This window comes from Cytobacillus firmus (genome assembly GCF_023715565.1).
Lineage (GTDB): Bacteria > Bacillota > Bacilli > Bacillales > Cytobacillaceae > Cytobacillus > Cytobacillus firmus_C.
In genome coordinates, this window is the sequence record NZ_JAMBOJ010000038.1 from 21,707 (window position 1) to 45,492 (window position 23,786).

Here is a 23,786-nt window from a genome sequence, read left to right on the forward strand (position 1 = left end):
CTTCAACAGTTATGCCCTTTTACATCGTGTGTTTGATGCTCTGTTTCTCAGCATGGCGTTCGATGGCCAGATTAACAAGCTTTTCAATCAGCTGAGGATATTCTACTCCTGTATGCTTCCACAGAAGCGGGAACATGCTGAAAGGTGTAAAGCCCGGCATGGTGTTGACTTCATTAATGTATAGTTTACCCTCTCTTGTTAAAAAGAAATCAGCCCGGACAAGACCAGAGCAGTCAAGGGCTTTAAATGCCTTAATAGCCATATCGCTCAGTTCGCTGTACTCACTCTCTGAGATTTCAGCAGGAATGATTAATGCTGTGTCTCCATCCTCATATTTCGCTTTATAGTCATAAAATTCAACCTTCGGCACAATCTCACCGGCAACAGAGCATTCCGGATGATCATTGCCCAGCACGCCAGCTTCAATCTCTCTTGCAGTGACGCCTTCTTCGATAATGATTTTACGGTCAAATTGGAAAGCCTCTTTAAATGCTCCTTCAAGCTCTGTGCGGTTCATGCACTTGCTGATGCCCACACTGGAACCCAGGTTGGCAGGTTTTACGAAACAAGGGTAGCCGAGTTCTTTTTCCACTTTTTCATACGCTGCCTCTGTTTCATTCTCCCACTCACTGCGGATAAACCAGACATACTTCACCTGAGGCAGGCCTGCCTGTGCAAATATATTCTTCATGATAACCTTATCCATGCCCGCTGATGAAGCCAATACCCCATTCCCCACATATGGCAGGTTTAAGAGTTCAAGCAGCCCCTGAACTGTGCCATCTTCACCGTTCGGACCGTGAAGCAGCGGAAAGATTACATCAAATGGGCCTTTTTCCTTTGTACCCTGGAAAAGGGTAGGTGCCAAAGCTGTTGGAGGAAGTGCCTCCCCCTGGGAGAATTCCAGCTCCTTTACACTGGAAACAGGAGCCTGCAGTTGAGGGCCTTTTACCCACCGGCCTTCTTCAGATATATAAATAGGATGAATTTCAAATTTCTCTAAATCCAATGCTTTAATGACGGCCATTGCAGTCTGCATAGATACTTTATGCTCCGCTGACTTTCCGCCGTATAAAAGACCAACCTTTGTTTTCATAAAAAGAACCTCCAATATTCAATCATCGACTAACCGGCTTTTCATGCCGTTTTATTTTCTTAAACTGATTTATATGTTCATTCAAGCTACTCTATATTGTAACACTTTCACATTTACGAAAGGGAGTGATTACCTCTTCAATTCTTCAGGAATTTTTTTCTGCACATTCGCCCATATTTCTATATGTATGACAGAGTGCTGAAAAAGGAAACTTTTCTTATCTTATAAATAAATAATTTCCTTTTCCGGAAATAATTATTTCAAGAAAACGTTTACCTTCCTTTTATAGAGCAAAACTTCTCATCCACTCATAATCATCAGAGTTTTTTTATTATTAAAACAAAAGTTTTATCTATTAACTTTTAATGAAAAACAAGATATAATCCCCCTAATAAAAACAATTGTATTTTTTAGGAGGACAAAATAATGAAGTTCGGTTTGCTTCCCAGAATCATTGCAGCTATTGCATTAGGTATTTTAATAGGTTCTTTTTCTCCCGAATGGCTTATTCAGCTATTTGCTACTTTTAATGGACTCTTCGGAAACTTTCTTGGTTTCGCGATTCCATTAATTATTATCGGATTCATCGCACCAGGCATCGGCAGCATGGGGAAAGGTGCAGGGAAACTGCTTGGGATTACAACCGGTTTTGCCTATGCTTCCACAATCACTGCCGGTTTAATTGCTTATCTTTCTGCGACGGTGTTATATCCGATTCTATTAAAAAACCAAAGCTTCAAAAAGTTTGAGAATCCTGAGGATGCATTGCTGTCACCTTTTTTCCAGGTGGACATGCCTCCGGTAATGGGTGTGATGACGGCACTGCTGATTTCATTCACTTTAGGCCTTGGATTGGCCGCAATTAAAGGAAACACCCTGCAAAATGCGATGAATGATTTCCGTGATATTATTGAAAAATTGATTGAAAAGCTCATTATTCCTTTGCTTCCTGTCCATATTTTCGGGATCTTCGCCAATATGACGCAAGGCGGACAGGTTGGTGCTATTATTTCGGTATTTGCCAAAGTTTTTGTCATGATTATTGCTCTTCACCTCTTAATTTTACTGCTTCAATATTCAGCAGCCGGCAGCCTTATGAAAGCCAATCCGCTGAGACTTATGAAGAATATGATGCCTGCATACTTTACGGCGCTTGGAACCCAGTCATCTGCCTCCACCATTCCTGTTACGCTTAAACAGGTTAAAAAACTTGGTGCACGCGAAAAAGTCGCGGATTTCTCTGTACCATTATTGGCAACAATTCATCTTTCCGGCAGCACAATAACGATTGTGAGTTGTGCGATCGCCGTAATGATGCTGCAGGGGCAAACAGCCTCACTTGCAGAAGTCCTGCCTTTTATATTAATGCTTGGAATCACAATGGTTGCAGCTCCAGGTGTTCCCGGGGGGGCTGTCATGGCCGCGTTGGGTCTGCTTGAAAGCATGCTTGGATTCAATGAAACCATGCTGGCCCTTATGATTGCCCTATACCTTGCCCAGGACAGCTTTGGAACTGCATGCAATGTAACTGGTGACGGTGCACTGACTCTGCTGTCTGATAAGGTGAGCGGCAAAGAGAAGAAGCTTCAGACCCCATCGGCTGTAAAAGCTGAATGATTGAAAAAAAGATGTCCCAATTTGGGGCATCTTTTTTCAGTTAGACGATTTATCGGATACTTAAACAAGCACCCAGATAGTGAAAATGGTGCATATTTTCATTTACTTAACAATTAAAACAGGCGCTTTCACACGTTTGACAATCTTATGACTGACACTTCCGAGTACCATTGCCTGTAGAGTATTCAACCCCCGGCTGCCGACAATGGCAACATCAAAATCCCCCTTGTTGGCAAATTCCACAATGGCTGGTCCAGGCTCTCTCCCTGCAGGATTTTTATTTCATATGAAATGCGCTTCTCTTTTAATAAGCTTTCTATAGGCTCTAAACGTTTTTTCCTCACCTGATCCACTATACTTTTATCAAAATGGTGAACGATATCTTCCTTTGAGGTCTGGCTATCAACGACATACAATACGGTTACTTCAGAATCAGGATTCTGTTCAGCCAGTTGAATGGCTATAGCAGCTGCCCGAATGGAATGATCAGATCCATCTGTTTTTTAAACACAGAGCCTCACCCCTTACTAATTCTTATAAAGAAAATACCACAGTCAAAGCTGACTGTGGTATTAATTACAGTATTTTAATGGCCGGATAATTTTGCTCCCGGTTTGCGGTGAACGGCCAGACGCTCTATCAGGTTCGAACTTGGCGCGTTTAATCCTGATAGACGGACCAACACACCATTGTCACGAAGTTTTAATACAATCTTATCGATGGCGGCGACACCCGAGTCATCCCAGACATGCGCCTTTGTAAAATCTATTTCAACTTCTTCTAATTCTTCATTAAAATCAAATGCTGCTATAAGTTCATCCACGGAAGCAAAGAAAACCTGGCCAGTTACAGCGTATATTTTCTTGTCCCCTTCCACTCGTGATGCAACATGTACTTTGGAAATTTTAGCCACAAAAAAGATCGCGCTTAAAATGATCCCGGCAAAAACACCTTTGGATAAATCATGAGTGAAAACCGTGATAACAGTAGTTACAACCATAACAATCGAATCTGTTACAGGCGTTTTTGCAAGGTCCTTAATGGATGACCAATCAAAGGTTCCGATTGATACCATGATCATAACTCCCAAGGCAGCCATTGGTATTTGTACGACAATATTGCTTAATACTAAAATCAGAAACATCAGGAATGTGCCAGCCACTAGGGTTGACAGTCTGCCTCTTCCTCCTGATTTCACATTAATGACGGATTGTCCAATCATCGCACAGCCTGCCATTCCGCCGAATAAACCGGACACGATATTCGCAATTCCCTGTCCGCGGCTTTCCATGTTCTTATCACTGGCCGTATCGGTCATGTCATCCACAATGGATGAAGTCAAAAGAGATTCAAGCAAGCCAACGATTGAAAGGGCAATAGAGTAAGGGAAAATAATCTTAAGAGTCTCAAAGGCATGTAGCATCTGCGAATTGCTCGAGCTGAGCCATGAAAATCAATATTGCCAGTGCGTTCACAAATCCAATCATAACAGCACGGGGAATGAATTTCATAAAGCGGGCTAATTTAAGCACACCAAATAAAATCTGCAGAATCCCTGTCAAAATCGTCGCAGCAAATAAATACTGCAATCCGTGATCAGCTACTAAAGTAACCATTAATAACGCCATCGCACCGGTTGCAGCAGAAATCATTCCAGGCCTTCCGCCCACTATAGCAATGGTCACAGCTATACAGAACGAAGCATACAATCCAATCATCGGATCAACACCTGCGATAATGGAGAAAGCAATCGCCTCAGGAATCAGTGCCAATGCCACTACGATTCCAGAAAGGATATCGCCCTTCACATTGCCAAACCATTGTTCCTTTTTTGATAATATTCTCAAATAAACACCTCGTTTAAATAGATTTATAGTAATGACTTTGAACTCTCATCAAAGTCGTGCCGACAAAAACATATAGAATCATACCACATTTACTTGTCTTTACAAGTCCTTATGTAAGCGTAACTAATACTTATAATCTTGTTTTTTCTTTTCAAATCTCACGATTGCTATATAGCCAACAAAAAATGACCCTGAAGCAGAGTCATTTTTAACCGAGAGGTGAACAAACCTCAATATAATGCCCATCCGGGTCTTCTACATATGCCACTTTCTGTCCCCAGGGCTTTTCAATCGGCTCGAGCAGAAAAGGCACCCCTGCTGCCTTGAGCTTTCCAACAAGTGCTTCCACTTCTTCCGTCACAAACCCCAGCTCGAAAGTCTGCTCCTTCCTCGTTCCATCCGGTATTGGCAGTCCGGTGACTTCCCGTCCGCCTTCTCTCGTATTGAATGAAAGAATGGTGCTGCCTGTATCATACTCGATGTAAGTTCCAAATTCATTCCGAAGCTTCAGGCCCAGCAATTGACCATAAAAATGCTTCGTTCTTTCCAGACATTCCGCATATAAAATGACATACCCCAGCTTCAATTCCATTACGTTCACCTCTTCAAAGTTTCTTTACATAGGATTTCAATATAGGAGGTATTTTCTCCTTTTAAGAGAATGTATAAACTTGGAAGTATTATCAAGAGGTACAACAATACAGGATTTTTAGTTTTAATGGAGGGGTACTTGCAATGAAGGAAGATACAGCCCTTAAGGTGATGATTCACCCCATACAGGAAGAGGATTTGCCCGAGCTATATCCGGATGGGTGTACTAAGGGAAGAGTGGAGGAATAGGGCATAATAAAAAGGCTCATTTGTTATCGAGCCTTTTTATGTCCTGCTTTCCAGCATATGAAGATATCCTCCAGCAACCTTACTGATTTCTTCAGATTTCTCCTCCGGAAAAACCGCGATAAAGCAAGTAGCAGGACCGGCAGATTTCTTAAGGTCCAAATGGCTTTCAAAATCATACTCCTTAAATTCCTTATTGGAAAACAGGCAATTCAGTTCCTTCAGTATTCCTTTTGAACCTATTGGAAGAGTTACAACCTCATCTATTGAATTTATAGCTTTAAACAGTTTTAGGGGCGCTGCCTCCTCCTCCCTCTCAATCAGTTCCAGGCCAACCAACGGGGTACCGATCACCGCTATCTTTGTATCCTCTGTATAGATTAAGGTATCAGCAGGTAGCTCTCCCTTCCTTTTGCCAAGTACAGTTAGGCCTACCGCAGATTGAAGCAGATTAAAATTGCTTTCTGTACTGCCTGTGATTTGCAGTTCTGCCATGCCTAATTCATCAGCCCCTTTTTTAATGCCACGTAAAAGCTGGTCCCAGGCATCATTACCGCAGAAATTCTGAAGGGATGCCGCGAATGGGTTAGCACCTGCTGACATGCATTCCATGACAGCAACACGGAAGGAATAATACGAAACGGTCTCGTAAGGAACATGGACAGCGTCCGGTTCTTTCTCGCCGATTGCCCCGCTGTTATCACATGCTGCCACAATGGTTTCTTCAGAATTAAAAGGAAAGGTTAAAACATCCCTCACTGTTCAGCACCCGCTTTGGAAAGAATCGGGCCCATGAACTTAACAAGCCTTGGAATCACTATATAAGCAATAACAGCATTTATCACAGAACCAATAAAAAGGGAAGGTACAATCGCCAGGTAAAAGGCCTGGCCCATTAAAAAGATAAATGGAAGCGGGGCTGCAAAGGCATTGCCTAACACAAAAAGTATTCCCGCCAGCCAGCGTCGGCCCCTCTGATACAACGAACTGAAAATAAAGGCTAAAAAAGCCATTTCAACAGCAATCAGGAGATGAAGAGGCCCTAAAGGCATACCGCCTAATAAAGCCGAAATCAGATGCCCGATAGCCGCAACAGCTGCACCGCCATAGCCTCCAAGCAGAACAGCTGCAAGCAAGGCAGGAAATGCATCAAGGGCCACGCTGCCGATAATAGCCGGAACTTTAATCGCTGCACCGATTGCTGTCAGTGCAATCAGCATGGCGGCCATTCCTAAGCGCATGCTTTTCATTACTTATCCTCCTTGCGCTTTCCTTCACGGAATACATTCGCACTGCGCACATATTCCACATCCTTCTGATTCAGACGGAAATTAATCACCCTTGCCAGAGCAAAGAAGTAATCAGATAAGCGATTCAAGTATTTCAGCGCCACTGCAGAGGTTTCTGGATCCGCCTTTTTTAGTGAGACCACAAGGCGCTCCGCTCTCCGGGTTACTGTCCTGGCAATATGAATGGACGCTGATGCTGGTGCTCCACCAGGCAGAATAAATCTTTCAAGCTTTGGTGCTTCCTCAATCAATTGATCAATCTTAGTCTCTAAATAGTCCACAGATTCCTTCGTCAATTTCAGCTCCCGCTTTTTCGACACATTTGCAAGGTCACCGCCGCAGTCAAAAAGCTCATGCTGAATCTTTTCCAGATCCTCCAAGACATCCTGAAAAGCGGCTGGATCCAGCTGTGTCATCGCCTGCCCGACAAAACTATTGACCTCATCCACTGTTCCATAGGCTTCAACCCGTACATCATCCTTTTCCACTCTGCCTCCGATAATGCTTGTTTTTCCCTCATCACCAGTTCGCGTATAAAGCTTCATCTGCAATTCCCCATTTCATTTAATTTTTTGGCTGATACCATACCAAATCAAATCAACTCTATCTGCAGCAGCAGCGGCATCCTGAAAGGCCCATCCTGATGCATCCCGCCACTTTCGGTCAAGCGCCTCCATAGGGACAATCCCTTTTGAAATATCAGATCCGATTAAAACCATTTTCCGGTTAACAGCTGCTTTTTCCCACTGCAGCCACTTCTCCAGCAGTGTCTGCCACTTGTCCCGGATTTCTTCAAATTCAAGTGCCGATGACCACTCCCGAATCATTGCCTCAATTCCCTCATAAATAATCAGGCTTTGATCCAGATCTCCAGCCGGCTCACCATGATAAGCAGAAATCCATTTATGAGGAGTATCTTCCAATTGATAAAATTCCTTCACCCATTCGGACTTCCCATTAAACCTGCCTCCTGTAATAAAGTGCATCGCTCTCCCCTCCTAAACGCTTCCCGTGTCCATCTAAGCTCATAGCCTCTTCCAAACGGAACTTGCCACTCCCAGAATTCTCTTTGCTCCGGTGCATACTTTCCAAGAAGGTACCTTATGACTCCGCCATGTGTAATCATAGCAGCATCACTGATATTGCTCTGAAGCAAATGATCGGTTAATTTCCTCCACCCTTTATCCACTCTTGCAGTAAATTCCGAGTAAGATTCCCCTCCAGGCATTACTCCCGAGAAGGGATTTTCCAGCCATTTTTGATAATCCGGGTTATCTTTCAGCTCTTCATACGTCCTTCCTTCCCACTCGCCAAAATGCATTTCTCTCCATTCGTGACAAGGTTGAATAGATTGGTCCGGGAAAAGAATGGCTGCCGTCTTCATGCATCTGCCTAAATCACTTGCAAAAATTCTTTTGTAGCCTTGCGGCGCTGCGCTAAGCTTATCCCTGTGTACCGGACACAGAGGAGAATCTGTCCACCCCAGATAAGCATGCGACTTATTGGCTTCTGTCAGCCCATGACGAAATAATGCAACAGCCACAGTATCATCCATAAAAGCACCTCCGTCCCTTCCACACTGGCTCCAAGTACATCCCCTGTCATTCCGCCATACCAGGCAATGACTTTTCTTGATAAAAATACGAGAAACAAGATTGAAAAAAGAACCATGATAAGAAACCCAACAATAGCCGGGTAACCAGCCAGCCAGGCAGCTGCCGTGGCGGCCAAAAGGAAGACAGGGTATATAGATAGGGTGGTTTTAGCAGCAGCCTGCTGAAATAAGGAGCCCAGCCCTTCTTCTTTGGCTGCCTTAACGTTTATCAGCAAGATCCCCATTACCATCTTGCTTAAAAATGGAATCACCGCAATTAAAAAATAGGAAGATGGATTTAATAAAAGCACAATTTCATAGATAAATAGAAACCGGGCACCCAGCAGGACAATAACAGACAGAACTCCGAACGCCCCCACCCTGGGATCACTCATGATTTCAAGCCGCTTCTCCTGATCGCGATAGGAAAAGAACGCATCGCTCGCATCCATCCATCCGTCGAGATGGATGCCGCCAGTCAGCAAAATGCCGGCTAGCCAGACGGCAAAGGCCGCTGCTAATAGAGAAAAAGGAGTCCATTCAAGAAAAGCATAAAGAATAAATGCATATATCCCACCCTGGATTAGGCCGGCTATAGGGAAGGTTCTGATGGCCTTCTCGAGATGGGGCTTATCCATGGGCAGGGATATCGGAATGGGAATGCTTGTGAAAAATTGAAGATTGATCAATAATCCTTTAAGCCATTTCATTCTTTTTTCTCCAGCTAAAGACAATTTCCTTTAATTTTTCCCAATCAAGATGCTTTAACATCGCTTCAGATAGCTCATCATATTTACTGTCATCTACTGTTTCCGGATTAGCGGCGGCTGCAGGTCCATCAGAAAGGGAATCTTCAACAGGAATGCCATGCTGGCCTATGTAAGGGAGAACAGCCAATACCGGAAGCCCGGTTTTTTCTTCTATCCAGTTTTTCCCGTCCTCAAAAAGCTCCGGATTCCCATGAAATTTATTAATCATGATGCCTTTTACCCGGGCTCGCTCCTGAGGACTTAAAAGCTCCAACGTTCCGATTATACTTGCGAAAATTCCGCCTCTTTCAATGTCCGCTGCCAAAACCACGGGAACATCCGCCATTTCCGCAGCCTTCATATTAGCAAGCTCTTTTTCCTTTAAATTGATCTCGACCGGACTCCCTGCTCCTTCCAGTACCAGAATCTCATACTCTTCACGCAATTTTTGAAGTGACAGCGTAATCGCTTCAAGGCCCTTGTTATAATAATCATTCTGATAAGAGCTTCCTGAGACAACTTCTGCATGGTTCCCAAGCATGATAACCTCGGATTGCCCGCCGGCCATAGGCTTAAGCAAGATGGGATTCATCCATTCATTCGCTTCAGTCTTAGCGGCCTCTGCCTGCAGTCCCTGCGCTCTGCCGATTTCCTTTCCTGTTTTGGTATGATACGTATAGTTGCACATATTCTGAGATTTAAATGGAGCGACGTGATACCCTTCATTCGCAAATGCCCTGCAAAGAGCGGTAGCAATCAGGCTTTTCCCGACATCAGATGAAGTTCCCTGAATCATGATCCCTTTCATGCCGGCTCTCCTTTCATTTGAATGGGAATGCCTGCTTCAACAAGATAGGCTTCATCAGCCGTCTTTACGATTTCCCTGTGGAGCATTCCCAATAGTTTCGCATATGTAAATACCAATTCGTTTTCGCCAATTGGCTCATTAAGGACTTCATTGCTGACTACGATCAAAGCCCTGCATTTTTGGCAGATTTCTATGATGGCCCTTAGGATATCTGATGAAAGTTTTTCCTGCAATTCTTTGGTCCGCCAACTATCCTCCACCCTAAAAAGCTCATTATTCAGGAGAGTGGTCAGGCAATCGAAAAGTACTATATCCTGATGGTTAAAGTTTCCCGATAACTCTTCAAGTGAGGAAGGCTTCTCCCAGGTTATCCAGCCCAAGCCGCTCTTTTCCCGGTCATTCTGATGCCTCTGAATCCGCGCCTTCATCTCTGAATCGTATGCTTTTCCGGCAGCAATGTAATGAAGCCTTCCGTCTGTTTTTTCTGCAAGCGCGGCAGCAGTTCTCTCCGCAAATGAGCTTTTTCCGCTCCGCACGCCCCCTGTAATAAAAATCAGCGAACCTTCCGCCATTCCTCAATCGCCTCCATCAGCACATCATTGTCTTTCGGCCCTTTAATCGCAAAGCGCAGCCATCTTCCCTTTAGGCCGGGAAAATTCATCGTGTGCCTCGGGATAATTCCCTTTTCCAGTAGAAACTGAAATAAAGGCAGCTGATCATCAAGGTGGGGATCCCTTAATAAATAAAAGTTTACGGCAGTTGGAGAAACAGCGAAATTCAAACTCCGATAAAATGAAACCAGCCTCTCTTTCTCCTGCCGGATCAAATTTCTTGTCAGCCTGACATGCTCATTGCTCTCCAGACACCACTCTCCTGCTTTTAAAGCAAGGGCATTCACGCTCCAGTGTGGTTTCAGGGCAGCTGCTCTTTCAATCAATCTCTCACCTGCCATCATGTATCCAAGGCGCAGGCCGGGTATCGAAAACATCTTTGTCATGGAACGCAGCACCACAACATTTGAATCTTTTCCTATAGCAATAGATTCATAGTCCGAGGCAAAGTCATAAAAAGCTTCATCCATAATAAGAAGGCAACTGTGAATCTGGCACTTCTCTATCAGCTTCTCCACCAAAGCTTTGGGGTAGTAGACGCCAGTCGGATTATTTGGGTTGCAGAAGAACACGGCATCAGCGGCTCTAAGATAGTCGGATAGCGCTTCTATTTCCAAATTCCAATCCTCAGACTCCAGCTGAAAATAGGAGACTCTGCAATTATTAACCCGGCAGGCCTCTTCATATTCCGAAAAAGCAGGCTGAATAATCAGTGCATGTTTCCCTGCTATCATTCTGCCAATCAGGGTAATCAGCTCAGCGCCTCCATTTCCAACCAGAATCTGTGTTTCTTTTATTCCCTCTGTTGCCGCCAGTTTGCTTTTTATAAGAGCTGCATGTGGATCCGGATAATCGCTAATGTATGAAAATAGGCTTCCCCACCTATCTTTTAATTCACGGGGAGGGCCAAGGGGATTGATGTTGGCGCTGAAATCAATCCGCTCCTCAGGCATTGTCTTATCCATCGCTTCATATAAATATTGCGGATTAGATCCGTGTGAAGGCAAGATCAAGGAACATCCCTCCTGTCCATAATAAAAGCAAAAATAGGAACACTGCTTTGTTCATAATTGAGATACTTTTTAGGATATGTTCTTTTTCAAGCATTACCATTGGCTTCCCCATTGTCGCACGGTTAGAGATGACGTCCTTATAAAAATTGATTCCGCCCAGCTGGACCCCCAGAAGTGCTGCAACAGCAGCTTCCCCCCAGCCGCTATTCGGGCTGGGATGCTTCGGTGCATCTCTTAGAAGGATTCCCCATGCCTCTTCATATGGAGCATGCTCCGGCTTTTGTGAGAGCATGATGCAAACCGATGTCAGCCGGCTTGGAATCCAATTCAAGATATCATCCGCTCTGGCAGAAGCCCATCCAAACTCCAGATATCGTTCATTCATATGGCCAACCATTGAATCACATGTATTAATGGCCCGGTAAATAAGAGCCAGCGGTGCACCGCCGATCAAGGTCCAAAATAATGGAGCAGTTATGCCATCACTTGTGTTTTCTGCCACAGTCTCCACGGCAGCTCTGACAACGCCTGGTTCATCCAGCCGATCTGTATCCCTGCCGACAATGTACGAAAGCTGTACTCTTGCTGTTTCCATATCACCTTTTGCCAGAGGCTCATATACCTCCAGCGCTGCCTCTTTTAAACTCTTTTGAGCAATGGCTGTGAAGATGAGAATTCCTTCTGCCAGGATGCCTGCGACCGGATGAATCCCATAGAAGAGCCAGGTAATGAAAAAGGTGATGCCGCCTGTTGCCAGCAGCACGATTAATAACATGAAGCCCCCTTTTAATTTTCTAAAGCGACCTTTATTCAGAGCTTGTTCAAGTTTATGTATCAGGGCACCCATCCACCTGACGGGATGCGGCCAGTTTGGCGGGTCCCCTATCAGCTTATCCAGTATCCAGGCAAAGGTTAGCGCGATCAGGTGATATAAAATCATCCTTTTATCCTGCTTTGCGATTTTTTAATGGCTTCAACGGTACATTCGTATACACCCTTGCCAATTACTTTGCCAAGCGGTGTAATGGTACCTGCATACTCCAGGCTTTCTCCCTGCTGTGTGGCGGCAATCAAAATACTGTCAGTTGATGTTCCGGTCGCTATCGTCCCTGTGACAGCATCATTAACGTTCTGGTCAAATAAAGCCCTGGTCTTGGCCTCGGTTGCAGTCATAATAGATTGGATAAAAGCTGCCTCTGTCAGATAGCCATTAACAAAAATCCATGTATTGATTGTTCCCGGAGTCAGATGATAAGAATGCTCATCACTTTTGGAAGCATCGACCGCATTGCCGACACCGGCTGTCACAACCACATACACAGAGAATGTATCTTCTTCATATAATCGGCTGCTGTAATCTTCAATATATACGGCTGTCATCATCCCCACAGTTTCCCCGGGTTCAAAGCCGATTTCCCGGACAAATTCTGCCATCTCAGACCGATGATCACTGCAGTCATAATTTTTGCTCACATGCCGGTTAAGGAAAATCCGATTCCAGCCAGTCCCTGATCCGGTTACACCTGAAGACATGGTTTTTAGCGGCAAAGGCGATCGAAGGACCAGCAAGTCTTCCTTTACCTCCATGCTGGCTGGATCGATTCGCTTCTCTAAAAGGCTTTCTGCCTGTGAGCGTTCAGGCACCAGCACCATCTGAGGGGCAGCCACTCTTGGGTGCGGCAGCTTTTCAATCTTCGTCCTGTAAACCTCCCGTATCCGCCCTTCTTTTAAAACCTCATTGGGAACATGGTTTATGTTGACTTCGCCATTCTCCAGCAGCAGCAGGCGGTCACAGTACAGGCCGGCCAAATTCAAATCATGAAAGATGGAAATAACCGTTAGTCCGCAATCCTTTGACCATACCGAAAGGAGATCAAGGAGTTCTTTTTGATAAGACAAGTCAAGATGGTTCGTCGGCTCATCCAGCAATAATATTTCCGGCTCCTGGGCAAGGGCCTGTGCTAAAAACACCCTCTGTCTTTCCCCGCCGGATAATTGCTGAATATCAGCATCCTGAAATCTGGAGATGCCCGTCTGCTCCATTACCCTGTTAACCGCTTCTTCATCCTTGCCGGACCAGCTCTGGAACCAGCCCTTTTGATGAGCATAGCGGCCAAGGGAAACGGTTTCCTTTACGGTATAAGCAAAGGCCTGAGAGGAGTGCTGGGGCAGTACAGCCATGATTTTTGCCAGCTCTTTCGGTGTATATTCTGAAAGGTTCTTACCTTTGATCACAATATCACCTGATGTATGGGGCAGAATGCCGCTCAGCATCTTCAGAATCGTCGTCTTCCCGCTTCCATTCGGTCCCAATATCCCGAAAAGTTCTCCTTTTTCCACTTCAAAGCTGATATTTTTTACAACCGGCGCACCGGCATACCCGCCAGTGATTTGCTGGACTTTTAGCATGATTAATCACTTCTTTCTTGATTCAGAAAGCGCAAGCCCTTTATGCGCTTAAAGTTTATTCCTTCTTTTCATTAAAATAACCCCAAAAACAGGTGCACCGATTAAGGCTGTAATCACACCGATCGGAAGCTCGGCAGGAGCAATGATCGTCCGTGAAACAAGATCGGCAATAATTAGGAAACCTGCTCCCACCATAATCGATAGCGGCAGCAAATGCCTATGATCCGTCCCCCATAACATCCTGGTCAGATGAGGAATCACAAGTCCGACAAATCCTACCGTTCCAGACACAGCAACAGCCGCACCTGTTAAGATAGAGCCTGCTATCAGGACCATCATCTTTCTCTTCTGAACGTCCACCCCGATATGCCGGGCCTTATCCTCTCCGAAGCTCATAGCATTTAGCTCTTTGCTGTTTACTAACAGAAGAACCGCCCCTATCACAAAGAACGGAAGAATAATATTAATATACGCCCAGCCTCTCATGGACACACTCCCAAGAAGCCAGCCGATGATTTGTCTTAGCTCCTCTCCAGTCAGGGCAATCATCAGAGAGATGAGGGCTCCAAGAAAAGAACTGAAGATGATGCCTGTTAAAATAATCGTTTCCACTTTCATGGATCTTTCAATATTTCTCGCAAAAAGCAAAACCGCAAAAATAGTTAATAAGGCAAATAAGATGCTGAATAAAGGCAGCGTAAACATTCCTGCAAACGGAATGGATAAGCCAAAGAACAAGGTTAAAACTGCACCAAGCGAAGCCCCGGAAGATACCCCGATTGTATAGGGATCTGCCAGAGGATTTCTTAATAAGCCTTGAAAGGCAGCTCCTGCAATAGCAAGAGACGCCCCAACCAAGCCTGCGAGCAATACGCGCGGAAGCCTGATATTCATAATGATATTTGCATGCATGCTATCTGTGTTGTCAAATGAAACAAAAGGAAAGATCTCAGCGCCTATTACTCTGATGATCGTCGTGGGATGAATGGACACTGTTCCGATTGAGATCCCCATCAGCATGGCACAAAGCAGGAAAGCGGCTACTGTTACATAGGCCAGTAATTTATTATTTAAATACGTCCGGATATACTGCTTTTGCAAGTTCCTCGACTCCTTCAATAATACGAGGGCCAGAGCGGGTTACCATATCGGAATCAACATTGGCAATCTGCTTATTTTTCACTGCGGTTATATCCTGCCAGCCTTCGCGGCTTAAGACATTGCCGACAGCATCTTCAGTGTAAAACCCATGTGTAGTGACGATTACATCCGGATTCCGTTCGATGATTGCTTCCGAATCCATCTTTGGCCATCCATCTTCCGTAATGATATTTTCTGCGTTGATCACACCCAGCATTTCGTCCATAAATGTCTCAGTCCCTGCTGCATAGATTTCCGGAGCAGGTGAAACTTCAACCATTACCGATTTACGGTCCTCCTCTTTTATCCCATTAGCTTTTGTTTTGATTTCCTCAAGGTGGCGCTTCAGGTCTGAAACAAGAGTTTCTGCTTTTTCCTTCTCTCCCGATGCGGTCCCAATCATTTCAATAGATTCAAATACCTGATTAAAGTTCTTCGCGTCATTGACCACAAGGACGGTCATACCGGCATCCCTTAATTGCTGAAGACCTGCTTCTGAATTTTGTGCACTTGAAGCGTGGGCAAGTACAAGGTCGGGATTTAAAGAGATTACTTTCTCTACATTAAAGTCCAACCCTCCAATTTTCTCCTTTTCTGAAGCTTCCGGCGGGTAGTTATCAAAATCCGAGACCCCAACCACTTTTTCTCCCAGCCCTAATTCGAATGCTATTTCAGTATTGCTTGGAATCACGGAAACGATTCTTTCAGGCTTGGCTTCAATGACCACTTCATTATCCAGCGCGTCATTCATCGTTAAAGGAAATGCAGCACTCTGCCCTTCCTCAACCTTTTTCTCTTCTTTTGGCTGTTCAGTACTATCTCCGCAGCCTGCAAGCACACCTGCAGCCAGCAGCATAGTTAATAAAAATGCAGTAAACTTTTTCATTCTCAACAATCCTCCTAGAACATTCGACAAAATTCGGGTGGTGCCTGTCACCAAAAATAATAAAAAAAACATCCCCTTGAATGGCAAGGAGATGTTGGTATGGTCATTTACAAAAAATTGCAGAATAGATGGCCGGACCAAACACCTCCCTATCCTCGTAGGTTTATGGGTGCTTAAGAATCAGGCAGGTCTCCTGGCTTATGGTCAATGCATTCTGCTCCTTCCCATACTTGTGTGTACAGTGGATTTGCAGACTGCTACCATTTACAGTGGCGGGACCGCGCTGGAATCTCACCAGCTTCCCTATTAAGTCTTCAAAAGAGCTTGCTTTAAAGCCCTTTTGAGAAGACACCTGTTCTATTGCAATATAAAATTTTCTATTTCCGATTATACACCATCCCGAAGGAAAAGTAACAGAAAATTGCTGAAGCTGTAAATAAGATCAGAGTTCTAGCGCGAGTAGATTTTCCATTCCCTTGTTTTCTTATCAAACACAATCTTCGCTTCACATGGTTCTTTCGCTATGGCTTCATATTCATCGTACATATCATCCATATTGGCAAAATCACCAATAACCCAAATCGGAATCTCGATTCTGGCCCGATTCTGTTCGATATCCTTAATGGAAAGGACCACTCCTTCTTTCATAAGGATCTTTAATGAAAGCAGGACATCTCTGGTAATAGGAGGATACGTCTTTTTCCTTTTAATGCCCAGGAGCGTTTTTTCCACCTTCATCTGTCCCATTTTACCGGAGATTACTTCCCCAAGCATACGGTAAAAATCGTTCAGATCGCGGTAATATGTGCGGTTAAACCAGCCATCGTCATGGGCAAGGTATACATACCGGTTGCTCAAATAATTGTAAAAGGGCAGCTTAAGATGCTCTTTAATATGGCCTAGATAAAGAAGCTCCGCAATCGTCTGGCCCGGAAGCTCATTCACCGCTTCTTCTTCCTCGAAGTCAATCCAGCAAAAATCGCCGTAGCCGTATACATCATCCTCAACCAGCCTGCCCAGCTTGTCCCTTGAAACATAATCGAACATCGTGTGGCTATTAAAGTCCCCATGTTCATAGCGGTGCTTTAACAGCAGTAAATTATTAATTGAATCTGAAAGAGTCTGGGCAAACTCTGCAAATTCAATTCCATATGACATGACATACTGATCCTGTTCATTAAGATGGATGTAGATGAGATCACGAATAGTTTGATTCCTTCTTTTCAATGACGAAACCTCCGAACCGTTGCGCAAAGTAGTATATTCATAGCCTTAATTGAACTAATCGGGCTTTACGGCAAATTGCACCCGCATATCCTCCTTGATTCTTCTCAATCTTGAAGCAGGGATCATACTGCCGATTAGACTGCGATAAAAAGACAGCTTCCTTATTGAAACTGTCTGCCAAACTTCCAGTATTTTATTCTCTTATTGTAGCAAAAATATCTGAAAATATCTTTGCTTGTGAAAATTTTTTACCGTTATTTTGAAAATGCAGGAAACCATCACAATGATTTTTTCGTCTAACCAATGAAATCACTTTCTCGATTGAAAGGTTAATTTTTCTCTTATAGGATAAAAATGTAAAAAGGTAAAGAAACCAGGTGTATATAATGAACCACAATAATAGATTCTCAGACCGATTCGATTGGACTTTATGCTTTCTTCTGCTGCTGTTTTTTCTCATCAGCTGCATTGCGATATACAGCGGACAATCCTCCAATCAATATGAAGGGAATTTTGTTATCTCACAAATTAAAAATTATATTGTTGGTGCCGTGATTGTAGGGATTGTCATGTATTTTGACAGCGAGCAAATCCGGAAGCTCACATGGCTGCTGTACGGTTTGGGCATCCTATTGCTTGTCGGGCTATTCATTGCACCGGAAAGCATCGCACCTGTACGCAAAGGGGCCAAACTTTGGTATATCATCCCTTACCTCGGTTCGATCCAGCCTTCAGAGTTTGTTAAGGTATTCCTTATCATTGCCCTCAGCAAAGTTATTGCTGACCACCATCTGAAGTATCAGGCGAAGACCACAGGCACGGACTTTTTTCTCCTCATCAAACTGGGGGCGGCCACTTTGCCTCCATTAGGATTAATTATTATCGAAGACCTAGGTACCGCTCTTGTCATTATCGCGATATTAGCAGGGATCATCCTGGTTTCCGGCATCACCTGGAAAATCCTTGTGCCTATTTATGGAATCCTCGCAGCCCTTGCAGGAACTGTTCTATATCTAGTAATCATAGCACCAGAGATATTAGAGAAGTATCTCGGGATTGATCCATACCAGTTCAGCAGGATTTATTCCTGGCTTGACCCGGTCAATCATAAGCAGGGGGCCGGAATGCAGCTGTATAATTCCATGCTCGCCATCGGCTCAGGACTAATTTCCGGTAAAGGCTTTACCGATAGACAGGTATATGTGCCAGATGCCCACACTGACTTTATTTTTAGCGTTATTGGCGAGGAGTACGGCTTCTTTGGCGCAAGTGTGGTAATCAGCCTTTTCTTTCTGCTTATCTATCACTTAACGAAAACCGGCCTTGAAACGACTGACCCTTTTAATACCTATATTTGTGTCGGGATCATCAGTATGATTACCTTCCACGTATTTCAAAATATCGGAATGACCATTCAGGTCCTGCCAATCACCGGCATTCCGCTGCCTTTTATCAGCTACGGCGGAAGCTCACTTATGGGAAACATGATGGCGATGGGACTGATATTCAGCATTCGCTACCATCACAGAAATTATATGTTTTCAACCGACTCAAATTATGTTGCAAAATAATACCAGGCGCGTATAATAACAGTAATATATTTAGTGTCTATGATGAAGAGAGTAGCAATGGGCTCTTTCCTTATAGCGAGACAGGGGTGGTGCAAGCCTGTCGGAAATCCTTTTTGTGAAGCGCACTTCGGAGATGCACAGCTGAAAGAAAAGTAGGCTGTGCCGGGTTAGGAGTCCCGTTATAAAACCCCTACAGGAATGCTTTCAAAATAATGAAGCGTCCTTTCGCAAGAGGTCCTTTGGACAATCAGAGTGGTACCGCGGGAATTTCAGCTCGTCTCTATTTTATATAGAGGCGGGCTTTTTTATTTTTTAGGAGGTGTTTAAATGATCGACTTCAAAGCTATATTCACAGAGCAGCTGACTTCAGTGCTGAATGGAGAGATTAGTGAGGAAGCCATTTCAGATTTAATTGAAACACCAAAGAATCAGGCATATGGCGATCTTGCTTTTCCCTGTTTTACACTGGCGAAAGCATTCAGGAAATCACCTGCCTCCATTGCTGAGGAGGCAGCTCCCCTAATAAAAGGACCATACATTGAAAAAGCGGAAGCTGCCGGATCCTACATTAATATTTTTTTTTCAAAAGGATCTGCAGGTGCAGTCATAATGGAAAAGATCCTGAGGGAAGGAAAAGAATTCGGACTGCTGAAGGATGGCGCAGGGAAAACAGCGGTGCTTGATTTCTCTTCACCCAACATTGCAAAGCCCTTTTCCATGGGTCATTTGCGGTCAACTGTCATTGGAAATGCCCTCGGAAACCTGGCCGAAAAATGCGGTTATACAGCGGTCAGAATCAACCACTTAGGAGACTGGGGCACACAATTCGGCAAGCTGATCACAGCTTATAAAAAGTGGGGCAATCCGGATAAAGTGAAGGAGCATGCGATTAAGGAGCTGCTTAGCCTTTATATACGGTTCCATGAAGAAGCAGAGGATCATCCAGCCCTTGAAGATGAAGCACGTTCCTGGTTTAAAGAGCTTGAAAGCGGAAATACAGAAGCACAGGCACTCTGGAGCTGGTTCAGAGATGAATCTTTGAAAGAATTCCAGCGGGTTTATGACAGGCTTGGCATTCATTTCGACTCATATAATGGCGAAGCTTTTTATAACGATAAAATGACACCCGTCATTGAGGAGCTGATGGCAAAAGGTCTGCTGGCTGAATCAGATGGTGCAGAGGTCGTTGAGCTTCCTGATGAAGACTTGCCTCCATGCCTGATCAAAAAATCCGACGGAGCGACTCTTTATGCAACACGGGATCTGGCTGCGGCCTTTTACAGAAAGAAAAACTATCAATTTGCTCACTCCCTATATATTGTCGGCCAGGAACAGAGCATCCATTTCAGGCAGGTCAAAAGCGTGATCAAAAAGATGGGCTATGAGTGGGCGGACAGTATGAAACATGTCCCGTTCGGCCTCTACTTAAAAGATGGAAAAAAGATGTCTACCAGAAAAGGCAGAGTCATCCTTCTGGAGCAGGTCCTGGATGAAGCAGTTCTTCTTGCAAAAGGTAATATCGAGGCTAAAAATCCCGGTTTGGAAAATAAAAATGAAGTCGCTGAAGCAGTCGGCATAGGAGCTATATTGTTCCATGATCTTAAAAATGACCGCATGAACAGTATTGAATTTTCCCTTGAAGATATGCTGACATTTGAAGGAGAAACAGGTCCTTATCTGCAATATACCAATGCACGGGCCTATTCCCTGCTCCGCAAGAGTGACGATCTCCCGTCTGCCGCAAACGGGCTATCCGATCCTTACAGCTGGGAAATTATTAAGCTGCTCTATCAATATCCTGAGAAAATCAGACAATCTTATCGGCAGCTTTCCCCTTCCGTTCTCGCTAAATATCTGATTGATGTGGCCCAGGCCTTCAATAAATATTACGGGCAGGTAAGAATCCTGGAGAAGGATGCCGGCATCCGGGCAAGACTTGCCCTCGTCAAAGCAGTCACCATTGTTCTCACAGATGGCATGCAGACACTCAGCATGAAGGTTCCGCGGCAAATGTAAAAGGAGAAGCTTATGGCCTCTCCCTTTTTGCTTTTGTGCGGGCTTTTGCTTTCTGCACTTTCACAAGACTTCTTACCAGAAATCCGCCGACAAAAATGGCCATCAGCACTAAACCGGTATAATTCAAATGTATTAATTTCAGAATCACACTAGCGACTGTCGCCATATATAAGGCTCCGAGCATATAGGTGATCTCTTCGTTCTCAAAATAGGAGGTAAGTTTTGCACCAAACTGTGAGCCAATGAGCCCTCCGCCTACGAGTGAAAGGCCAATCCAATAATCAATGCTGACAGTGGAAACGTAGGATAGGAAGCCTGTGGATACGATTAGCATGATAGCAAACAAGCTAGTTCCTACCGCATTTTTCGGCATCATCCCTAAATAGGCGACCGATAAAGGCACCATAATAAAACCGCCGCCTACCCCTAATGAAGTAGAAACAAATCCTGCAAAAAATCCAATCAGCACCATCTTCACAATGGAAGGCGAATGTTCAGAAGAGTAAACAGCATTGGCTGATTTTTCTCTTCTTTTCAGCATGCTCAAAGCAAAATAAGACAGCAATATGATATAAAAAACAGGCACGGCCCACGTGTCCCAGCCTTTATTCTCAAGAAACAGCACAAATGGATGGGCGGCCTGAGTAGCTGCCATTCCGCTTAGTCCAAGTATCAGCCCCTGCTTTAGTTTTATATTCTTCAGGCTGATATGAGCGGCTATGCCTGAAAGGGACGTTCCAATCGAAAACAGCAAACTCGTGGTGATCGCTTCTACTGGAGAAAAACCAAAAAGCATAAGCGTTGGAGTAAGAATAAATCCCCCGCCTACCCCAAAAAAACCCGAGAGCACACTAATAAGTGCCCCGAGAGTAATAAAGAAAACAGATTCCATTTATATTCCTCACTAACTGTCTCTGCAATTAATCGGTACTATATCACTTTACCATATTTGGCAATGGTATACTGACGCTCCCTTAATTATAATAATTATAATTAAGTATTGATTATAAATTAATATTTGTTATAATTAATATATAAATTATTTAGGAGGAATTATGATGGAAAAATTACATGAGGCATTAAACATACAAATAGCTGATTGGAGTGTCCTTTATACGAAATTGCATCGCTACCATTGGTTTGTAAAAGGCCCTCTTTTCTTTACCCTTCATGAAAAGTTCGAGGAATTATATAGTGAAGCGGCGGAAGTTGTGGATGAAGCAGCGGAACGCCTGCTTGCAATCGGCGGCACACCGGCAGCAAGCTTGACAGAATTCCTAAGCATTACGACTCTTGAAGAATCTAATGGGGAAAAGAAAGCAGAAGACATGGTTGCTGCTCTTGCTTCCGATTATAAACATATTAAGGAACAATTAATCTCTTTAGCCCAGCTTGCCGAAGAACAGGAAGATCAAGTGACAGCCGACTTCGCCATCGGGTTAATGGAAAAATTGGATACGCATATTTGGATGCTGCAAGCCTACTTAGGAGAATAATCGATTTTGACAGGAGAGTCAGTGAGAATGATCACTGGCTCTTAATTTTGTGCAGAAAAATTTTTTGCCCCTTGGACACTCTGAGGTGATATGATTGACCTGATTGCTTCATTTTTTCGGAAAGGAGTCTCCATGATGGCAAACTTAAAATATTCATTCTTTATTTTCCTCGGCGCATGCAGTTATGGCATTCTGGCATCCATTGTTAAGCTCGGACTCCAGGCCGGCCACTCTGTTCCCGAACTGACAGGAAGCCAATATTTAATTGGACTCCTTTTATTATTGCTTTCTTTCCCATTTATCAAAAGAACGAAAATCACCTTTAAACAAGCAGCAGCTTTGTTATTGACCGGCGCCTCTTTAAGCTTAACGGGCATTCTGTATGGAATGAGCCTTGACCGAAATCCGGCCTCCATCGCTGTTGTCCTTTTATTTCAGTTCACCTGGATTGGAATTCTTTTTGAAGCACTGTATGAAAGAAAGATGCCAAGCAAAGCAAAAATCATTTCTGCGATCCTGCTTATTATAGGAACAGTATTTGCAAGCAACCTGATTAATTCCGGCTCACATGCTATTCAAGCGGATGGCCTGATTTATGGCTTATTATCTGCGGTTACTTTTGCCGTGTTCATTTTTGCAAGCGGCAAGGCAGGCAAAGGTATTCCAACTATCCAGAGGAGCATCTTCATCACATTCGGCGGACTTCTTCTGGTTGGAGCTGTTTCAGGCCCCGTCCTAATAAGCGGCGGCATTCAGCTTGGGGGCCTATGGAAATTCGGCATCTTGATGTCATTGTTCGGCGCTATTTTCCCTATTGTCTTCTTTGCCATCGGGTCACCCCACTTAGATTCAGGGCTTGCCACAATTGTAGGCTCTGCCGAACTTCCGGCCGCTGTTGCTGCTGCTATGCTGATTTTAGGGGAAAGGATATCAGAAGCACAGACTTTCGGGATTGCGCTGATCCTGATCGGAATCAGCTTACCGCAGTTTTCATTTAAAAAAGCGGCAAAGAATCGTGTGAGCACGTAGGATTTTTTATGACGGTATTCGCTGAGCGCCGTCTGGATTGCGATCAGCTTGATGAAAGAGGCTTTGGAATTTTGTTCCAGAGCCTTTTTTCTTTGGAGACTGTTGTTTTATGGGGCCTTTTTGCTGGTGCAGCTGGGTTCTGACTCTGGCTTCTTCTTTTTGGCTGTTTGTGTCGGAAGTTGGATCAGGTTCTGACTCTCGCTAGCTCTTTTCTCCTTTTTGTGTCCTAAGTTGCGCCAGGTTCTGACTCTCGCTAGCTCTTTTCCCCTTTTTGTGTCCGAAGTTGGACCGGCTTCTGACTCTAGCCTGCCCTTTTCTCCTGTTTGTGTCCGAAGTTGGATCAGGTTCTGACTCTCGCTAGCTCTTTTCCCCTTTTTGTGTCCGAAGTTGGACCGGCTTCTGACTCTAGCCTGCCCTTTTCTCGGGTCAAGCCCATATAATTGTGTAAAAAGAAAATGAGTCAAATTAATTCCTTTGGTCAACAATGTTATCAGCTACGAAAAACAAGTTGGAGGAATTAATTATGACTCAATTACAGTTCAACCTAAATC

General features: G+C 44.2%; 23 protein-coding genes, 2 pseudogenes, 1 riboswitch and 1 other annotated feature. Of the genes and pseudogenes, 6 read left to right on the forward strand and 19 right to left on the reverse strand.

Annotated elements, in window-relative coordinates; genetic code table 11:
• Positions 1–19: 19 nt before the first annotated feature.
• On the reverse strand, positions 20–1,096 hold the full coding sequence (locus M3205_RS15765; protein WP_251170792.1) for a D-alanine--D-alanine ligase: 1,077 nt from the start codon (positions 1,094–1,096) through the stop codon (positions 20–22).
• Between the two features lie 426 nt (positions 1,097–1,522).
• Between M3205_RS15765 and M3205_RS15770 the strand changes: the two genes are divergently transcribed.
• A complete protein-coding gene (locus M3205_RS15770) occupies positions 1,523–2,713 on the forward strand; it encodes a dicarboxylate/amino acid:cation symporter (protein ID WP_251170793.1) in 1,191 nt (396 codons plus the stop codon).
• A 102-nt stretch (positions 2,714–2,815) separates the two neighbouring features.
• Here the strand turns inward: M3205_RS15770 and M3205_RS15775 are convergent.
• From M3205_RS15775 to M3205_RS15855, 17 genes and pseudogenes are all read right to left on the reverse strand, one after another.
• Positions 2,816–3,192 (reverse strand): annotated as a pseudogene (locus M3205_RS15775) (universal stress protein).
• Positions 3,193–3,299: 107 nt separating this feature from the next.
• Positions 3,300–4,560, reverse strand: a pseudogene (locus tag M3205_RS15780) (SulP family inorganic anion transporter).
• A gap of 208 nt (positions 4,561–4,768) precedes the next feature.
• Positions 4,769–5,152 carry a VOC family protein gene (locus tag M3205_RS15785; RefSeq protein ID WP_251170794.1) on the reverse strand — a complete coding sequence of 128 codons (384 nt, stop codon included), beginning with the start codon at positions 5,150–5,152 and terminating at the stop codon, positions 4,769–4,771.
• 284 nt (positions 5,153–5,436) lie between these two features.
• Positions 5,437–6,156, reverse strand: coding sequence for an ATP-binding protein (locus M3205_RS15790; protein WP_251170795.1), 720 nt, complete (start codon positions 6,154–6,156; stop codon positions 5,437–5,439).
• Positions 6,153–6,647, reverse strand: coding sequence for an ECF transporter S component (locus M3205_RS15795; RefSeq protein WP_251170796.1), 495 nt, complete (start codon positions 6,645–6,647; stop codon positions 6,153–6,155). Before M3205_RS15795 ends, M3205_RS15790 begins: the two co-directional genes overlap by 4 nt.
• Positions 6,647–7,231 (reverse strand): cob(I)yrinic acid a,c-diamide adenosyltransferase, encoded by a 585-nt coding sequence (locus M3205_RS15800; RefSeq protein ID WP_251170797.1) that lies wholly within the window; start codon positions 7,229–7,231, stop codon positions 6,647–6,649. Before M3205_RS15800 ends, M3205_RS15795 begins: the two co-directional genes overlap by 1 nt.
• A gap of 15 nt (positions 7,232–7,246) precedes the next feature.
• Positions 7,247–7,672, reverse strand: coding sequence for a bifunctional adenosylcobinamide kinase/adenosylcobinamide-phosphate guanylyltransferase (locus M3205_RS15805; RefSeq protein WP_251170798.1), 426 nt, complete (start codon positions 7,670–7,672; stop codon positions 7,247–7,249).
• Positions 7,624–8,241: a histidine phosphatase family protein gene (locus M3205_RS15810; protein ID WP_251170799.1), complete on the reverse strand. Its 618-nt coding sequence runs from the start codon at positions 8,239–8,241 to the stop codon at positions 7,624–7,626. The genes M3205_RS15805 and M3205_RS15810 overlap by 49 nt, the downstream gene beginning before the upstream one ends.
• Positions 8,199–8,990: an adenosylcobinamide-GDP ribazoletransferase gene (gene cobS / locus M3205_RS15815; RefSeq protein ID WP_251170800.1), complete on the reverse strand. Its 792-nt coding sequence runs from the start codon at positions 8,988–8,990 to the stop codon at positions 8,199–8,201. The genes M3205_RS15810 and cobS overlap by 43 nt, the downstream gene beginning before the upstream one ends.
• On the reverse strand, positions 8,977–9,837 hold the full coding sequence (locus M3205_RS15820; protein ID WP_251170801.1) for a cobyric acid synthase: 861 nt from the start codon (positions 9,835–9,837) through the stop codon (positions 8,977–8,979). Before M3205_RS15820 ends, cobS begins: the two co-directional genes overlap by 14 nt.
• A complete protein-coding gene (locus M3205_RS15825) occupies positions 9,834–10,409 on the reverse strand; it encodes a bifunctional adenosylcobinamide kinase/adenosylcobinamide-phosphate guanylyltransferase (protein ID WP_251170802.1) in 576 nt (191 codons plus the stop codon). The genes M3205_RS15820 and M3205_RS15825 overlap by 4 nt, the downstream gene beginning before the upstream one ends.
• A complete protein-coding gene (gene cobD / locus M3205_RS15830) occupies positions 10,391–11,461 on the reverse strand; it encodes a threonine-phosphate decarboxylase CobD (protein WP_251170803.1) in 1,071 nt (356 codons plus the stop codon). Before cobD ends, M3205_RS15825 begins: the two co-directional genes overlap by 19 nt.
• Positions 11,436–12,401 (reverse strand): adenosylcobinamide-phosphate synthase CbiB, encoded by a 966-nt coding sequence (cbiB, locus tag M3205_RS15835; protein WP_251170804.1) that lies wholly within the window; start codon positions 12,399–12,401, stop codon positions 11,436–11,438. The genes cobD and cbiB overlap by 26 nt, the downstream gene beginning before the upstream one ends.
• Complete coding sequence (locus tag M3205_RS15840; protein WP_251170805.1) at positions 12,398–13,870, reverse strand: adenosylcobinamide amidohydrolase; 1,473 nt, start codon at positions 13,868–13,870, stop codon at positions 12,398–12,400. The genes cbiB and M3205_RS15840 overlap by 4 nt, the downstream gene beginning before the upstream one ends.
• 48 nt (positions 13,871–13,918) lie before the next feature.
• Positions 13,919–14,971, reverse strand: coding sequence for a FecCD family ABC transporter permease (locus tag M3205_RS15845; protein WP_251170806.1), 1,053 nt, complete (start codon positions 14,969–14,971; stop codon positions 13,919–13,921).
• Positions 14,937–15,896, reverse strand: a complete 960-nt coding sequence (locus tag M3205_RS15850; protein WP_251170807.1) for an ABC transporter substrate-binding protein — start codon at positions 15,894–15,896, stop codon at positions 14,937–14,939. Before M3205_RS15850 ends, M3205_RS15845 begins: the two co-directional genes overlap by 35 nt.
• Before the next feature lie 166 nt (positions 15,897–16,062).
• Positions 16,063–16,267, reverse strand: a riboswitch (cobalamin riboswitch).
• A 79-nt stretch (positions 16,268–16,346) separates the two neighbouring features.
• A complete protein-coding gene (locus M3205_RS15855; protein ID WP_251170808.1) occupies positions 16,347–17,123 on the reverse strand; it encodes a hypothetical protein in 777 nt (258 codons plus the stop codon).
• 386 nt (positions 17,124–17,509) lie between these two features.
• Here M3205_RS15855 and M3205_RS15860 point away from each other — a divergent pair, with 386 nt between their 5' ends.
• Together M3205_RS15860 and argS are read left to right on the forward strand one after the other, a co-directional pair.
• Positions 17,510–18,694 carry an FtsW/RodA/SpoVE family cell cycle protein gene (locus tag M3205_RS15860; RefSeq protein ID WP_251170809.1) on the forward strand — a complete coding sequence of 395 codons (1,185 nt, stop codon included), beginning with the start codon at positions 17,510–17,512 and terminating at the stop codon, positions 18,692–18,694.
• A gap of 30 nt (positions 18,695–18,724) precedes the next feature.
• Positions 18,725–18,979: a binding site (T-box leader), on the forward strand.
• 45 nt (positions 18,980–19,024) lie between these two features.
• Positions 19,025–20,710, forward strand: a complete 1,686-nt coding sequence (gene argS / locus M3205_RS15865) for an arginine--tRNA ligase (RefSeq protein ID WP_251170813.1) — start codon at positions 19,025–19,027, stop codon at positions 20,708–20,710.
• 10 nt (positions 20,711–20,720) lie between these two features.
• On the opposite strand, the gene M3205_RS15870 is transcribed toward argS, so the two are convergent.
• Positions 20,721–21,602: a sulfite exporter TauE/SafE family protein gene (locus M3205_RS15870; RefSeq protein WP_251170810.1), complete on the reverse strand. Its 882-nt coding sequence runs from the start codon at positions 21,600–21,602 to the stop codon at positions 20,721–20,723.
• A gap of 166 nt (positions 21,603–21,768) precedes the next feature.
• On the opposite strand from M3205_RS15870, the gene M3205_RS15875 reads away from it, so the two are divergent.
• The 3 genes from M3205_RS15875 to M3205_RS25660 all read left to right on the forward strand — a co-directional run bounded on the left by M3205_RS15875 (position 21,769) and on the right by M3205_RS25660 (position 23,378).
• Complete coding sequence (locus M3205_RS15875; protein WP_251170814.1) at positions 21,769–22,206, forward strand: Dps family protein; 438 nt, start codon at positions 21,769–21,771, stop codon at positions 22,204–22,206.
• A 132-nt stretch (positions 22,207–22,338) separates the two neighbouring features.
• A complete protein-coding gene (locus M3205_RS15880; RefSeq protein WP_251170811.1) occupies positions 22,339–23,235 on the forward strand; it encodes an EamA family transporter in 897 nt (298 codons plus the stop codon).
• An 8-nt stretch (positions 23,236–23,243) separates the two neighbouring features.
• Positions 23,244–23,378 (forward strand): hypothetical protein, encoded by a 135-nt coding sequence (locus M3205_RS25660; RefSeq protein ID WP_285886451.1) that lies wholly within the window; start codon positions 23,244–23,246, stop codon positions 23,376–23,378.
• Positions 23,379–23,786 lie beyond the last annotated feature (408 nt).

What these genes read in the sequence shown, in the direction of transcription:
- M3205_RS15870 (WP_251170810.1), bottom strand. Translation starts at nt 21,602, where the DNA reads ATGGAATCTGTTTTCTTTATTACTCTCGGGGCACTTATTAGTGTGCTC.
- M3205_RS15805 (WP_251170798.1), bottom strand. Translation starts at nt 7,672, where the DNA reads ATGCACTTTATTACAGGAGGCAGGTTTAATGGGAAGTCCGAATGGGTG.
- M3205_RS15840 (WP_251170805.1), bottom strand. Translation starts at nt 13,870, where the DNA reads ATGCTAAAAGTCCAGCAAATCACTGGCGGGTATGCCGGTGCGCCGGTT.
- M3205_RS15785 (WP_251170794.1), bottom strand. Translation starts at nt 5,152, where the DNA reads ATGGAATTGAAGCTGGGGTATGTCATTTTATATGCGGAATGTCTGGAA.
- M3205_RS15880 (WP_251170811.1), top strand. Translation starts at nt 22,339, where the DNA reads ATGATGGCAAACTTAAAATATTCATTCTTTATTTTCCTCGGCGCATGC.
- M3205_RS15860 (WP_251170809.1), top strand. Translation starts at nt 17,510, where the DNA reads ATGAACCACAATAATAGATTCTCAGACCGATTCGATTGGACTTTATGC.
- M3205_RS15770 (WP_251170793.1), top strand. Translation starts at nt 1,523, where the DNA reads ATGAAGTTCGGTTTGCTTCCCAGAATCATTGCAGCTATTGCATTAGGT.
- M3205_RS15795 (WP_251170796.1), bottom strand. Translation starts at nt 6,647, where the DNA reads ATGAAAAGCATGCGCTTAGGAATGGCCGCCATGCTGATTGCACTGACA.
- M3205_RS15875 (WP_251170814.1), top strand. Translation starts at nt 21,769, where the DNA reads ATGGAAAAATTACATGAGGCATTAAACATACAAATAGCTGATTGGAGT.
- M3205_RS15825 (WP_251170802.1), bottom strand. Translation starts at nt 10,409, where the DNA reads ATGGCGGAAGGTTCGCTGATTTTTATTACAGGGGGCGTGCGGAGCGGA.
- cobS (WP_251170800.1), bottom strand. Translation starts at nt 8,990, where the DNA reads ATGAAATGGCTTAAAGGATTATTGATCAATCTTCAATTTTTCACAAGC.
- M3205_RS15810 (WP_251170799.1), bottom strand. Translation starts at nt 8,241, where the DNA reads ATGGATGATACTGTGGCTGTTGCATTATTTCGTCATGGGCTGACAGAA.
- M3205_RS15850 (WP_251170807.1), bottom strand. Translation starts at nt 15,896, where the DNA reads ATGAAAAAGTTTACTGCATTTTTATTAACTATGCTGCTGGCTGCAGGT.
- M3205_RS15820 (WP_251170801.1), bottom strand. Translation starts at nt 9,837, where the DNA reads ATGAAAGGGATCATGATTCAGGGAACTTCATCTGATGTCGGGAAAAGC.
- cbiB (WP_251170804.1), bottom strand. Translation starts at nt 12,401, where the DNA reads ATGATTTTATATCACCTGATCGCGCTAACCTTTGCCTGGATACTGGAT.
- M3205_RS25660 (WP_285886451.1), top strand. Translation starts at nt 23,244, where the DNA reads ATGACGGTATTCGCTGAGCGCCGTCTGGATTGCGATCAGCTTGATGAA.
- M3205_RS15765 (WP_251170792.1), bottom strand. Translation starts at nt 1,096, where the DNA reads ATGAAAACAAAGGTTGGTCTTTTATACGGCGGAAAGTCAGCGGAGCAT.
- M3205_RS15800 (WP_251170797.1), bottom strand. Translation starts at nt 7,231, where the DNA reads ATGAAGCTTTATACGCGAACTGGTGATGAGGGAAAAACAAGCATTATC.